Source organism: Arthrobacter sp. SLBN-112, assembly GCF_030944625.1.
In the GTDB taxonomy this organism is placed as follows: Bacteria; Actinomycetota; Actinomycetes; order Actinomycetales; family Micrococcaceae; genus Arthrobacter.
In genome coordinates, this window is the sequence record NZ_JAUSXY010000001.1 from 4,005,750 (window position 1) to 4,018,538 (window position 12,789).

Here is a 12,789-nt window from a genome sequence, read left to right on the forward strand (position 1 = left end):
CGGAACCCTAAGAAATTAGAGAGCCTGGATGTTGGTGGCCTGGGGACCCTTGGGGCCCTGCTCGGTGTCGAAGGAAACCTTCTGGTTCTCTTCGAGGGAGCGGAAGCCGTTGGAGTTGATCGCGGAGTAGTGCGCGAAAACGTCCTGCGAGGAGTCGTCCGGGGAGATGAAGCCGAAGCCCTTTTCAGCGTTAAACCATTTGACGGTACCAGTAGCCATTATTTTTGTCCTTCGTGAAGGTGGAGGGAAAATCCCGACTTTCGGGCCCTCCGGTGTGGGGTGTTCAAAAACCGCTACTTCAGAAGAACACGGACTTCCGACCGCGCGTACTGCCTGAACTACCAACTGCATAAACACAACAACAGACTCAACACTACAGGAGATTGCGCCCACACCTAATTAACCCGGGGCTACTCCCGTACGCCGTCATCCAATGCCGGACTGTAGCGGGTGTACGCGGGCCGGAGCCGCACGGAGTGCGCCCCAACCATTGCGATGTCTTCCCACAGCACCAGGAAGGAGCCGCGGTGCCGCCACCGGAGGATCCGGGCAATCATGCGGGGCCGGGTGAGGCCGTTCCGCTCGTAGCCCATGAAAGAGGACGCGCTGTGCGGGCCCACGACCAGCCCCAGCAGCCGCGGCTCCGCCATCAGCTGGTGCGGGGTGCCATCCAGCACGAACCGGGCGTCCGCCACACGGCCCAGCCGTCCGCCGTCGGCATCAAAGACCGGGGTGCCCAGCAGGTCACCGAGGATCATGGCGCCCTCCCGGGATTCGCGCAATAATCTTGTCCCGGACCCACCGCTCCACCCAACTGGGGTCCAGCGGCTCTCCCTTGACGCCAAGCCGGACCACTACCCCCACCTCCGCCACGTCCTTCCACGGGATGCGGATCAGCCGGGACGACGGCGGCCTGCCGCCAAAGATGCGCGTCCCAAGCACCGATCCGGTCAGCAGGGCGGTGATGACAGGCGCCGGCGTCCCCGGCGTAATCTCCTCGTCCAAGGCGAGCCCGCTCACCTCGAGGTCATCCACGGTGGTGACCGGGACGCCGTCGTGGTCCAAAACCTGGCGGTCCATTAGGTGCAGCTGGGCATCCAGGATCCGGCCGGCCACGTGCGGGGCCGGGGGCAGCGGGGCGGGTGCGGACGTCATGAGCCGGCTCCTGTCACGATCATGAGGGGTATGGCGGCGAGCGAAGCCACCAGGATAATCACCAGGAAGACCATGCCGAGCACGTTGACGACCCGTCCATTGACGTGCTCGTGCATGTACTCGGGATCGTTGGCCACGATGAGGATGGGCAGGTAGGTCAAGGGCAGGGCGATCGCCGAAAACACCACCGAGTACTCGGTCACCAGCACGGGGTCCACGCCTGTGGCCAGGACCGCGATGCCCACCAGCAGGCACACAATCATGGCCAGGTGGAAGCGGGCCGCCTCGGCGGGCCGGCGGAATTTGCCCCAGGACCAGCCGAAGAACTGCGCAAGCGTGTAGCCGCTGGACAGCGTGGTTTCCAGGGCAGCGCCGAACGTGGCTGCCACGATGCCCACCAGGACGAGCGCCAGGCCCACCTTGCCGGCGCCCTCGGCCACGGGCAGGACCACCTGGGACAGCGAGGTCACCGAGACGCCTGCCGGTAGGAGGACGATGGCGGCGCACACTGCGATGGATACGGACAGCACTCCGCCCAAGGGAAAGCCCACCAGGACGTTGATCCTTGATTGTGCCAAATCCTTCACGCTCCACTTTTCCTCCACGGCGCCGGAGGAAAAGAAGAAGACCTCGTAAGGTGTCATGGCAGCCCCGAACAGTGCGATCGCGTAGTAGCTGTACGTCCACACTGTTTCCTGCTCCGGCACGACGGGCGCCAGCTGCCCGGCGAGCGACCCCCAGTCCGGTTTGAGCAGAAACACTGCCACGGTGAAGATGACCAGCGTCAGCCCCAGCAGGCCGGTGACGTTTTCCATGATGGAGAACCGGACGCGCCAGATCACCAGCCACACCGCTACCGCCGCCACGGGAATCCACAGCAGGTAGTTGACGCTGCTGGCCAGTTGCAGGGACAGGGCAATGCCCCCGATTTCCGCAGTCACGGTCATCAGGTTGATCAGGAACGATGCTGCGAGGTTGGCGAGCCCTGCCCGTGCGCCCAGCCGTTCGCGGATCACCTCGAACGTGGCACGGCCGGACACGGCGGCCACCCGGCCGGACATATTGGCGAACAGGCAGATCCCCACGACGCCGATGACCACCACCCACACCAGGGACAGGCCGAAGCGTGAACCGACGACGGCGTTGGTCACCAGGTCCCCGATGTCCACGAACCCGCCGATGGCGGTGAGGATCCCGAGCGCGACGCCGAGCAGCCGTTTCACTTTGACCCCACCTTGTCTTCGAGCTGCTTGAGGGCGTCCTGCGCGCCGGCGAGCGCCTTGTCACCGTCGGAGAGCGAGGGGGTGCCGCCGTCGTTGGCTGCGAGCGCGGCGCGCGCCACGGCAAAGCCGGCGGCGCACTGGTCCAGCACGTCGAGTGCTTGTTTTTGCGTGTCGCGGTCCCCCTGCACCGTGGGTGACAGCGTCAGCACGGTGTTCCGGCCGGACTGTATTTCCTTGAGCTCATCGTCGAGGACGGTGCCGGTGGCGGCTTGCGTCAGCTTGCCGTCCATGTCCTGCCGGAGGGCTATCCGGGCGGTGGCGACGGCCGAGGAGCTGTCCTTCACGACAGTGGAAACCGATTGGCTGGTGCCACCACTGCAGGCGGTAAGGACCGTGAGCGCGGCGACTGCCGAAGCCAGCAGCAGCGACCGGCCGCGGCGGCGGGGACGTTTGGCGGGCGGGGCTGCAGCCGGCAGGTACGGCACCGTCGCCTCCAGCCCCCGGGACTCCCGGATCGGAATTCGCCTTGGCAAGGCAACCCAAAAATTAGTTGCCTTGAGCTATATATAGCACTTCAAGACGGAGTTTGACCTGCTCAATGCGGGATTTTCGTCCGGGGGGCTGGCCCGGGAACCGGCTCTCGACCGGGCCCGCCGATGGGCATATCCTGCATCCATATCCACGGACAAACACGCTGCCACCGGGAGATCATGCCATGGAGATGCCCAAAGCAACCGAGGAAGAAAAAGAACGCTTCCGGCGCCTTGTTCCCGACCATCCGGACGTAGTGGTGAAACCGATGTTCGGCAACCTCGGCGCGTTCGTCAACGGCAACATGTTCGCGGGCCTGTTCGGTTCCACTATCGGGGTGAAGCTCTCCCGGGAGGACAAGGAAGTGCTGGAGTCCTCCGAGCGGACAGTGCCGTTCGGGCCGGCGGAGCGTCCGATGGGCGGCTATACGGGGCTGCCGGAAGTCTGGAACGAGGAGGGCGACGGCGACGACACCCGGGCGCGGGCATGGACCGGGAAAGCCTTGGATTACGTCGCCACCCTGCCGCCCAAGGAACCCAAAGCCCGGGCACCCCGGGCCAGCGGGACGGCGGCACGGTAGCCGTGTCCGTCACCGCAGTTCCCCGGCAGGACACCAACACGTTGGTGGTGGGCGCAGGCCAGGCGGGCCTGGCCACCAGCTACTGGCTGGCGCAGCGCGGCGGGGAACACCGCATCGTCAAGCAGCGTCCCGCCCTCGGCGGCGCCTGGCAGGACCGGTGGGACTCCTTCTACTTGAACACCCCCAACTTCTCCGTCGGCATTTCCCCGGATGTCCCGCAACTAGACAGCCATGACTACCGCAACCCGGGCCAGTTGCCGGACGGCGCGGTCCTGCTGGTGGGGATCGACGCTCCCGAGGCCGAGGCAGCAGGACCGGACAGCTGGCAGCCCGCCGGGTCAGGTTCCCGGTTGGACCTCCGCGAAGAAGGAATCACCTCCATCATCTGGTCCACCGGGTATGCGCTGGACTTCAGCATGCTGGACCTTCCGCTCCTGGATGAGTGGAACTACCCCGCCACACCAAAGGCGTGACGGAGCACCCGGGCCTGTACGGCGTCGGGCTCCCCTGGCTCACCCGGCACATTTCCGCCACCTGGTGGGCGTGGGTCCGGACGCCGACCACGTGACGGAACACCTGGCAGCGCGCGGCTGACCGGCAACCAAGGAGGTCAAGTTGTGAATCCGTTTCGCGTGATCCTGCTTCCCGGCAGCGTGCTCCCCGCAGGCCCAGCTTTCGGCGGGCTCCTGGAGGTCCTGGGCCCGGACGTGGAGGCGGTCGCCAAAGACCTTGAGCTGTATGCCGGCGACGCCCCGCCGGCGGGCTGGACCCTGGATACCGAAGTTGATGGTGTGTTGCGCGCGGCCGACGCCCGCGGTTGGGACACCTTCCACCTGGTGGGCTATTCCGGCGGCGGCGCGGCGGCCCTGGCGCTCGCGGCCTCGCACCCCCGCAGGCTCCGCAGCCTGGCACTGCTGGAGCCGGCCTGGGCAGGCAACTGGGATTGGAGCCCGGCACACACCGAACTGTGGAAGGAGTATTCAAAACTGGAGGGACTGCCGCCGGAGCAGTTCATGGCAGGATTCATGCGGCTCGGGGTCCGGCCCGGCGTGGAACTCAAGCCCCAGCCGGGGCCACCGCCGCCATGGATGGCCAAACGCCCGGCCGGGATCACGGCTTTCCTCCGGACGTTCGGCACGTACCAGCTGGACCGCGGCCGGCTGGCTGGCTTCCGCAAACCCGTGCTGTTCGTTCTGGGTGGCCTCAGCAACCCCGACGACTACGGTGAGATCGCGGACAGGCTTTCCACTGTCTTTCCCGACTTCCACCTGGAGGTGTTTCCGCACCGGCACCACTTCGATCCTCCGCACCGCGTGGAGCCGGACCGCGTCGCCGGGCTGCTCCGCGCACACTGGGGACGGGCCGAAGCTGACGGCTGAGCCTACCCGGGGGTGGGTCCGTGCGCCCTGCGCTTCCCATCGCGGTGGGCAAGGTAGGCGTAAACCATCAAGGCGAGCCCCGCCAGGATCATGACCGCCGGGAATGCGAAGTCCAATGGGATGAGCACTGCCGCGGACTGGAGGATAAAGATCACACCCATGGCGGCAAGGATGCCGGCGGGGACCAACGGCCATTTCATCCGCTCTCCTTGATCGCCGGGGTGGCCGGCGGCCCGGACCGGGACCAGGGAGAGCACGCCGAAGGTGGCCGCAAGGCCCAGGAAGAGTACGGCGGCCGTAGGCGTGCCCTGCATCGCCTGCGGGAGGGCCACGATGGCTGCCAGGGTGAACATGACTCCGGACGGGATCATGGCCCACCAGTTGGTGCGCTCCCGCAGGTACACGGCGGCGAATCCACCACCCATGAAAAGGAACAGGAACGCCGCGCCCCAGGCGTCATCAGTGAGTTGGGTCGCTGTGATGACGGCGGCCAGGCCAAGGAAAACCGAGCCGGGGATGGCCGCCCACCAGTTCTCCCGGCGCCTGGCGAAGAGGGACAGGAACAGGACACCCACCACGGCGAAAATCAGGGGCGCCACAAAGGCCCCGCTGTCCGTGACGCCAAGCCGGTCCAGCAGTAACAGCACTCCCAACGCGATGAGGACTATGCCTGCGATGATGCTCGCGTTTGTCGATTTCACGGTACGCCTCCCGGGTACGGCAGGCGGCCGTCCACCACACTGCTTAATTCAGGCTAGGGCGGGCCCGGACCGCGAAACAGGGCACAAAGCCCCCGTACCACTGGTGTCTCAACCCCCACCGGCAGATAACGGGACCTTCTGCCCTACAGGCGGTTCCGGACGCTGGGCATCCTTGTAACGGCGCCGTCCGGGTCTCCAGCTTTCGGGGCCGGAACGGTGAACGGGCAACGGACCTTTGACCCTGACATCCAGCGCCGCACCGCAGGATGATGAGTTGAGGTTCCTTCCGGACAAGGCGCCTGCACCGACCAGGCGGCCGGGGACGGAATCGAACCAACGAGGGCGTCATCATGGAAACACCAGCAACACCGCAGGACGCGGTTGGGGCGCCGAACGAGGCCGTCCGGGTCTTCATCCTCAACGACCATGCATTGTTGCGCCAGGGACTCAGGGACCTGCTCGAACATCACGGGTTCGAAATCGTTGGCGAAAGCGCATCAGCGGCGGAAGCCACACGCCTTATCCACGTCCTTGAACCAGACCTTGCACTCTTGGACGACAGGCTGGGGGACGGTACCGGCATTGAGGTGTGCCGCGGGCTCCGCGCCACCGCACCCCACGTGAAGTGCCTGATCCTGACCAGCCGGGACGAACACCACGCGGTGCGTGCAGCGGTTCTGGCGGACGCGGCCGGATTTGTGCTCATGCAGGTTGGCGATAAAGACGGAATCATTAACAGCCTGCGCAGCGCCATCGCCGGCACCCAGCTGTTCAAGCCGGGCGTCAGGGAAAGGGTTGCGGACAGCCTCTACGCGACCGCCTCGGCCGCCTGGCTGAATACGATGACAGTGACGGAGCGGAGCGTACTTGCGTTCATGGCCCGCGGCCTGACCAACAGGCAGATCGGGCAGGAGATGACGCTGCCCGAGGAGTCGGTAACCGCTTCTGTGTCCTCGGTATTGCAGAAGCTGGGCTTCCGGCGCCGGGGCCAGGTGCTCCCGGTGCCGCTCAGCTAAGTGTGGAAATCACCGCACCAACGCGCTTGCAGCATGCCGCAGCCACATGCGACACGTCACGGCAGGGGCACCGTCCAGGTCACGCTGGTGCCCTTGCCGGGGGTGCTGTCGATGACGCAGCTGCCGCCCAAGCGGGTGGCACGGTTTTTCATGTTGTCCAGCCCGCTGACCCGGCCAGGAGTCTCAAAACCGTGCCCGTGGTCGCGCACGGTAAGTACAACCTCGCCCTCCAGGGCGGCCAGCACCACCTGGATGTCCTCGGAGCCGGAGTGCCGCACCGCGTTACTGACGCTTTCGGTCAGCACCGGCAGCAATTGCTCGGCCACCTCGTCGCCCACCAGGTCAATGGGGCCGGAGAGCTGAACCCTGGGCAGGAAGCCGGCGGCATTGGCAGCTTCCAGGACGGCGCGCAGGACGCGTCCGCTGAGGAGCTCCCGATCAGGCTGCCGGGCCTGGAGTGAGTAAATCGTGTCGCGGAGCTGATGGATGCAGTCATCCAGTTCGGTGGTGATGGTGGCGATGCGGCGCTCGTGCGCCTCGGGGTCGGAAATGTAGCGGCGCAGGCTTTGAATGCTCAGTCCTGCCGCGAAAAGACGTTGGATAACCAGGTCGTGCAGGTCCGCCGCAATCCGTTCACGGTCGATGAACAAGGCGTGTTCTTCCCGTAACTGGTTCGCCTTGAGCAGATCAAGCGTCAGACCGATCCGGGAAGCGAACACCGCGCTCTGTTCTATATCCAGTTCCGAGTAGCGGGCCCCACCGGCGGCCCGGGCAACGACCAGCACACTGTCGCGCTGCCCGTCGGTATCGCTGGCCAGCGCGGCCACCAAAACCGGTCCAAGCTTTTCCGCCGCCGCGGGATCGAACACATGGCGGGAGTCGGTAAAGGCCCTGGATTGCCTCGACTCAAGCACCTCCCTGAAGAAGGACGCGGCAGGAAGTTCCTGCCCGGCCGGAATTGACTGGACCCCCAAGGACGTCCGGCACCTGAGGCTTCCGTCCCCGGCCAGCGACGCAACCAGGGACAACGCAGAGGCGGACGCGTGCATAGCCCCCTCCACAATCATCTCCAAATTTTCGGTATCGGACCGCGGATTGGCCTTCAGCCGGTCACTGACCTCCATTCCCGCTTCGAGCCAACGCTGGCGGCTGTTGCTGTCCTCAAACAACCGCGCATTCTGGATAGCGACACCGGCGGCGGAGGCGAGGGCAACCGCAAGGTCCTCATCTTCGGCCGTGAAATCCTGGCCGTCGATCTTTTCGGTCAGGTAGAGGTTCCCAAACACGGTGTCCCGGACGCGGACCGGGACGCCCAGAAAGGTCTTCATGGGCGGGTGGTTGGCGGGAAACCCAACTGCCATCGGATGCTCGCCCAGGTCATGGAGCCTTAGCGGTTGGGGTTCGCGGATCAGTTGCCCCAGGACCCCGTGGCCGGTGGGCAGGTCACCGATGACGCGGGTGCCGTCTTCGTCGATGCCCACAGTAATGAAGTGACTGAGCTGCTGGTCGTCCCCGATGACACCCAGCGCACCGTACCGCGCGCCGACGAGTTCGCATGCCGACTGCACCACCCGGTCCAGGACAGCTTCAAGGCTCAAGTCTTCCGCGAGGGACACGACAGCACCGAGCAGACCCTCCACATGCTCCTGGGTCCGCACCAACTCGTCTGCCCTGTCTACGAACTCCCGGAGAAGTTCGCGGGTCCGCCGCCTGATAGGTTCACGCCACACAATAAGACACCTCGGTCGATTGACCAGCATGATCCACGACGGGCTTCATCGCCCTGAATCCGATCAAGAAAGTCCAAGACCCTCTTACTGCCATGCTAGCCCCCGGACCGCCGCGCCGCGCCCGGGTTGGAAGAAATTGGGTGCACCCTGCGCCGCCGCCTGCCGGGAGCCCGGATTCCTGGCGGCGCGCCGGTGATCGGGGGCACCTTGACGGGGGTGCTGAAGCGGAACGCGCGGCGGGCGATGTGGTGGGTATCCGCCCGGCGCCTCACCGGAATAGTGGGGACCTGCTGTGCGGCGCGCGCAAAGAACCACGCCTTGGCGAATTCCACCAACACCAGATAGAGCGCGATCATGCCCAGCAGGGCAAGGAAGAACGGCACGGGAAGTGGATCGAACCCCAAAACGCCCTGCAACGGCGAGAGCGGCAGGAAGATGCCCAGCGCCACCACACCCAGCGAAGCCGTGATCAACCCCGCGGACGGCCTGCTCCGCACGAACGGTACGCGCCGGGTGCGGATGGCAAAGATGATCAGGGTCTGGGTGGCAATGGACTCAATGAACCAGCCGGCCCGAAACTCGCCCGGGACGGCGTCGAACACGAACAGCATCAGGGCGAACGTGGCGAAGTCGAACACCGAACTGATAGGCCCGAACAGGAACATGAACCGCCGGATGAAGGCGATGTTCCAGTGCGAGGGGGCGCGGAGCTGTTCCTTGTCCACGCGGTCACCCGGGATGGCCAGCTGGCCACTGTCATACAGCAGGTTGTTGAGCAGGATCTGGCCGGGCAGCATGGGCAGGAAGCTCAGCACCACGGATGCCGTGGCCGCGCTGAACATGTTGCCGAAGTTGCTGGACGTCCCCATCAGCACGTATTTGATGGTGTTCGCGAAGATCCGCCGGCCCTCCATCACCCCTTCAGCCAGGACACCCAGGTCCTTGTCCAGGAGGACGACGTCGGCGGCGTCCTTCGCGACGTCCGTGGCGCTGTCCACGGAGATGCCAATGTCCGCCTTGTGCAGCGCGAGGGCGTCGTTGACGCCGTCGCCCATGAATCCGACGGACCCGCCGCTTAGGCGCAGCAAGGCGATGATGCGGGCTTTTTGCTCGGGCGAGACCCGCGCAAAGATGGTGACCGTACGGGCCGATGCGGCGAGGTCGGCGTCGGACAATGCGTCGATGTCCGCCCCGGTGAGGGTGCCGCCCGAGATGATGTCCAGGTCTGCGCATACTTTCTCGGCCACCTTGGCGTTGTCTCCGGTGGCGATCTTCACCGAGATGCCCAGTTCCTCCAGCTGGTCCAGGGATTGCCGGGCATTGGCTTTGGGCCGGTCCAGGAACACCAGGAAACCTGCCAGGGTGAGGCCGCGTTCATCCGCTGGTGTAAGCCTGCTTAGCTCCGCTGCCTGGCGGGTGGCCACGGCCACCACCCGGGAGCCGGCGTCGAACTGTTGGTCCAGCAGGGCCTGCACGGCCGGCGCGACCGGGCCGCACAGGGCGAGGACATCCTCTGGAGCGCCCTTGGTGACCAGCTGCGGCGGACCGCCGGCCTCGCGCACCAACACGGTGGTGCGGCGGCGCTGATGGTCGAAGCCGACCATGTCCAGCCGTTCGAAGCGGTCAGGATGGAACCCGGATGCGCCGGGGCTGTCCCAGAGGGCGGCGTCCAGCGGATTCTGCCCGGCGGAGGTGAGTTTGGCTTCGGTGTAGTCTGCCTCGGTGGCCAGCAGGCCAAGGGTGAGCAGGGCGTCACCGGAGACGTCCGCGGTGACCGGAACGGCAGCCGTGAAGCTGATTTTGCCCTCGGTGAGGGTGCCGGTCTTGTCTGTGACCAGGATGTCCATGTCCCCCAGGTCCTCGATGCACACCAGCCGCTTGACCAGGACCTTCCGCTTGGCGAGCTGGCGGGTGCCGGTGGCCAGGGAGGTGCTGACGACGGCGGGGAGCAGCTGCGGCGTGATGCCCACCGCGATGGCCAGGGAGAACAGCAACGATTCGATCAGCGGGCGCTGCAGCAGCAGGTTGGCGATGAAGATCAGCGTGGTGAGTCCGATGGCCACCTGCAGCAGCAGGAAGGAGAACCTCTTGAGCCCCAGCTGGAATTCTGTCTGCGGCTGCCGTTCGCCCAGGCCCAGGGCGATCCTGCCGAATTCGGCGCGGCCGCCGGTGGCCACCACTACGCCGGTGCAGTTGCCGGACTGGATGACGGTGCCCATGAACGCGCAGGAGGAGAGATCGGCCAGGGCCGCGCCGGCCTGCACGGCGGCGGGATCCTTGGCGGCGGGCAGGGACTCCCCCGTCAGGATGCTTTCGTCGCAGAGGAGGTTGCCGGTGGTCAGCAGGCGGATGTCGGCGGGGATGATGGCGCCCAGGGAGAGATGGACGACGTCGCCCGGCACGAGTGCGGTGACGTCCACTTCCGTGGTGGTGCCGCCACGAAGCACCACGGCGCGGTGGGTGACGCGGTCGTGCAGGGCCTCGGACGCCCGCTCGGCCCGAAACTCGTTGGTGAAACCGAGGCCAACGCTGACCAGGAGGATCACACCGATCACGATCGAGTTGGTGGCGTCGCCCAGGAACAGGGACAGCCCGGCGGTGATGAGCAGCAGGATCAGGATGGGGCTGGCGAACTGGCGGCCCAGCACGGCCCACCCGTTGGCCCGGTGGGTGCGGACGGCGTTGGGCCCGATCTCCGCGAGGCGCCGGGCCGCTTCCTCCCCGGTGAGACCTTCCGGACCGGACCCGAGCCGCGCGAGTGTCTGCTCTGCGGTCAGGCCCGCGGCGTCGGTGATCGGCAGTGGGAGGGAGTCTTGCTCCCGGACGTTGAGCTCTGTCATGCCGGATCCGTTCGAACGTACCGATGTCCTACCGCTACCTTAGGCCAACGGTACGACGACCGTCCCACCACTCGTGGACGCAACCTCAAGGCGCAGCCCTTACGTCGCAAACCTCGGGAGCCCGGCGCGAGTTTACGTCAGCCCGGTGACCCCGGGCTGGTGGCCGTGCCCAGGATGTGGGCGAGCGGAGGGTTCAGCCGCTGCACGGCGAAGCCGAAGCGCTGGTTGTCCCGGACGGTGAACCCTGCCGCTGTAATTGCGGCCAGCGTGTCCCGGTTGAGGTGGCACCCGCCCATGAACCGCCCCCACACCGGGGTCAGCACGTCTTCTGCCGCAGCCAGGAAGGGGTGCACGGACCGGACGTGCTCATAAAAGGCAAGGGTTCCGCCGGGACGCAGCACGCGGCGGATCTCCGCGAGCACGGCGGCCTGGTCCTTGACGCTGCAGAGTACAAGGCTGGCTACCACGGCGTCGGCGCTGCCGGTTTTTGCGGGGATGTTCTCTGCTGCCGCGGCAACCACCGTTACCGGGACGCTTGCCGTGGCGGCCTGTGTCTCAGCGACGGCCCGGAGGTAGTCATCGGGTTCAAGCGCCAGGACGTGGGTGACGGCGGGAGGGTACAGCGGGAAGGAGGACCCCGGCCCCGGCCCCGATTTCGATGACTGAGCCCTGCAGCCCGGCCAGGACGCGGCGACGGTGGTCGGCGGCTCCGCGGCGGTCCATTGCGCCCACGGCCCGGGCAAAGGCGCGGGCGAATCGTGGGTGCTGCAGGGAGTCCGGCCCCGTGCCGCCTTCAGTGCCGCCAGATGCGGGGTCCATCCGGATACCTCCTCGGGACTGTCTGGCATTAATCATCGCAGGCGGCCTCCACGAAACTGCACGAACGTAGACATCGTGCCACCACCTTGGGGGCGATGGTTAGGGTGCGACGCGGTGCACGGGCCTGGCCAGAGGCAACGGCCCCTCTTCTTTTCACCCGGCTGCTTGTGGCAGCCAGGCACTGCGCGCGGCGCGGACGCCGCAGGAATCGGTGGCGGCGTGGGCGATGGACACGGCCAGGAGCGATCCGCTTCGCTGCGCCACCCACCCGTACCCGGACCCGATCAGTACCGCGCCCAGCAGCACCGGCCAGCGGCCCCGCGGGTGGGGGCGGACAGACAACGGAACCAGATGCCATGCGGTGAATCCGAGGGAGGGCCAGAGCCAGCCCAATACTGTCCGGCCCGGGAAAACGGCCAGCGGAACGCCGCGCCAGAGGGCTTCCTCAGCCAGGGCGTTGGTGACTCCGATGCCGACGGCGGCGAGCACCGCCGTCGGGCCCGCTTTCTTGGCGTTGGGGACCAGTTCCGTGGCGATGGCCCCCGCCGGCGGGACGAGCAGGACGCTCCACAGCAGCACCCTGCCTTGCGGTGCGGTGCCGGGCGCCTGCCACAGATCCACCAGCCGACGGCGGCCGGCCACTGCGAGCGCCGCGCTCCAGCACAGTGCCCAGTAGGCGCCGAGCCCGGCCTGGTAGCCGCGGCGCTTCCCGAAGCGGCGGACCGTGTACCGGAAGACGGGCACCATCAGGACGGGCACCGCCGCGGGCATCACGGCTGCGGCTGCGCGGCGCCACGTGCCGGCTGGGTTCATCG

General features: G+C 66.6%; 14 protein-coding genes. 4 read left to right on the top strand and 10 right to left on the bottom strand.

Annotated features, from left to right (window positions below):
* Nucleotides 1–15: 15 nt before the first annotated feature.
* The 5 genes from QF050_RS18550 to QF050_RS18570 form a co-directional block, all read right to left on the bottom strand.
* Nucleotides 16–219, bottom strand: a complete 204-nt coding sequence (locus QF050_RS18550) for a cold-shock protein (protein ID WP_009372930.1) — start codon at nt 217–219, stop codon at nt 16–18.
* A gap of 191 nt (nt 220–410) precedes the next feature.
* Complete coding sequence (locus QF050_RS18555; protein ID WP_308931740.1) at nt 411–758, bottom strand: PRC-barrel domain-containing protein; 348 nt, start codon at nt 756–758, stop codon at nt 411–413.
* Complete coding sequence (locus QF050_RS18560; protein WP_308931741.1) at nt 745–1,155, bottom strand: hypothetical protein; 411 nt, start codon at nt 1,153–1,155, stop codon at nt 745–747. Before QF050_RS18560 ends, QF050_RS18555 begins: the two co-directional genes overlap by 14 nt.
* On the bottom strand, nt 1,152–2,378 hold the full coding sequence (locus tag QF050_RS18565) for an Nramp family divalent metal transporter (RefSeq protein ID WP_308931742.1): 1,227 nt from the start codon (nt 2,376–2,378) through the stop codon (nt 1,152–1,154). Before QF050_RS18565 ends, QF050_RS18560 begins: the two co-directional genes overlap by 4 nt.
* Entirely contained in the window at nt 2,375–2,863 is a 489-nt protein-coding gene (locus QF050_RS18570) for a hypothetical protein (protein WP_308931743.1), read from the bottom strand. The genes QF050_RS18565 and QF050_RS18570 overlap by 4 nt, the downstream gene beginning before the upstream one ends.
* A 230-nt stretch (nt 2,864–3,093) precedes the next feature.
* Between QF050_RS18570 and QF050_RS18575 the strand changes: the two genes are divergently transcribed.
* The 3 genes from QF050_RS18575 (at nt 3,094) to QF050_RS18585 (ending at nt 4,868) form a co-directional block, all read left to right on the top strand.
* A complete protein-coding gene (locus QF050_RS18575) occupies nt 3,094–3,489 on the top strand; it encodes a TfoX/Sxy family protein (RefSeq protein ID WP_308931744.1) in 396 nt (131 codons plus the stop codon).
* Nucleotides 3,490–3,491: 2 nt separating this feature from the next.
* Nucleotides 3,492–3,962 carry a hypothetical protein gene (locus tag QF050_RS18580; protein ID WP_308931745.1) on the top strand — a complete coding sequence of 157 codons (471 nt, stop codon included), beginning with the start codon at nt 3,492–3,494 and terminating at the stop codon, nt 3,960–3,962.
* Between the two features lie 144 nt (nt 3,963–4,106).
* Nucleotides 4,107–4,868: an alpha/beta fold hydrolase gene (locus tag QF050_RS18585; RefSeq protein WP_308931746.1), complete on the top strand. Its 762-nt coding sequence runs from the start codon at nt 4,107–4,109 to the stop codon at nt 4,866–4,868.
* Nucleotides 4,869–4,870: 2 nt separating this feature from the next.
* Here the strand turns inward: QF050_RS18585 and QF050_RS18590 are convergent, their stop codons facing one another.
* A complete protein-coding gene (locus QF050_RS18590) occupies nt 4,871–5,569 on the bottom strand; it encodes a hypothetical protein (RefSeq protein WP_308931747.1) in 699 nt (232 codons plus the stop codon).
* A gap of 350 nt (nt 5,570–5,919) precedes the next feature.
* On the opposite strand from QF050_RS18590, the gene QF050_RS18595 reads away from it, so the two are divergent.
* Nucleotides 5,920–6,585: a response regulator transcription factor gene (locus QF050_RS18595; protein WP_308931748.1), complete on the top strand. Its 666-nt coding sequence runs from the start codon at nt 5,920–5,922 to the stop codon at nt 6,583–6,585.
* A gap of 56 nt (nt 6,586–6,641) precedes the next feature.
* Here QF050_RS18595 and QF050_RS18600 read toward each other — a convergent pair whose 3' ends face one another.
* From QF050_RS18600 to QF050_RS18615, 4 genes are all read right to left on the bottom strand, one after another.
* Nucleotides 6,642–8,315, bottom strand: a complete 1,674-nt coding sequence (locus QF050_RS18600; protein ID WP_308931749.1) for a GAF domain-containing protein — start codon at nt 8,313–8,315, stop codon at nt 6,642–6,644.
* A gap of 95 nt (nt 8,316–8,410) precedes the next feature.
* Nucleotides 8,411–11,155 carry a magnesium-translocating P-type ATPase gene (gene mgtA, locus QF050_RS18605; RefSeq protein ID WP_308931750.1) on the bottom strand — a complete coding sequence of 915 codons (2,745 nt, stop codon included), beginning with the start codon at nt 11,153–11,155 and terminating at the stop codon, nt 8,411–8,413.
* A 137-nt stretch (nt 11,156–11,292) separates the two neighbouring features.
* Complete coding sequence (locus QF050_RS18610) at nt 11,293–12,003, bottom strand: class I SAM-dependent methyltransferase (RefSeq protein ID WP_308931751.1); 711 nt, start codon at nt 12,001–12,003, stop codon at nt 11,293–11,295.
* A gap of 124 nt (nt 12,004–12,127) precedes the next feature.
* Nucleotides 12,128–12,787, bottom strand: a complete 660-nt coding sequence (locus QF050_RS18615) for a CPBP family intramembrane glutamic endopeptidase (RefSeq protein WP_308931752.1) — start codon at nt 12,785–12,787, stop codon at nt 12,128–12,130.
* Nucleotides 12,788–12,789: the final 2 nt, after the last annotated feature.

Excerpts from the sequence above, each read along its gene's own strand:
- QF050_RS18550 (WP_009372930.1), bottom strand. The coding sequence starts at position 219 with ATGGCTACTGGTACCGTCAAATGGTTTAACGCTGAAAAGGGCTTCGGC.
- QF050_RS18555 (WP_308931740.1), bottom strand. The coding sequence starts at position 758 with ATGATCCTCGGTGACCTGCTGGGCACCCCGGTCTTTGATGCCGACGGC.
- QF050_RS18560 (WP_308931741.1), bottom strand. The coding sequence starts at position 1,155 with ATGACGTCCGCACCCGCCCCGCTGCCCCCGGCCCCGCACGTGGCCGGC.
- QF050_RS18575 (WP_308931744.1), top strand. The coding sequence starts at position 3,094 with ATGGAGATGCCCAAAGCAACCGAGGAAGAAAAAGAACGCTTCCGGCGC.
- QF050_RS18595 (WP_308931748.1), top strand. The coding sequence starts at position 5,920 with ATGGAAACACCAGCAACACCGCAGGACGCGGTTGGGGCGCCGAACGAG.
- mgtA (WP_308931750.1), bottom strand. The coding sequence starts at position 11,155 with ATGACAGAGCTCAACGTCCGGGAGCAAGACTCCCTCCCACTGCCGATC.
- QF050_RS18610 (WP_308931751.1), bottom strand. The coding sequence starts at position 12,003 with ATGCCAGACAGTCCCGAGGAGGTATCCGGATGGACCCCGCATCTGGCG.
- QF050_RS18615 (WP_308931752.1), bottom strand. The coding sequence starts at position 12,787 with ATGAACCCAGCCGGCACGTGGCGCCGCGCAGCCGCAGCCGTGATGCCC.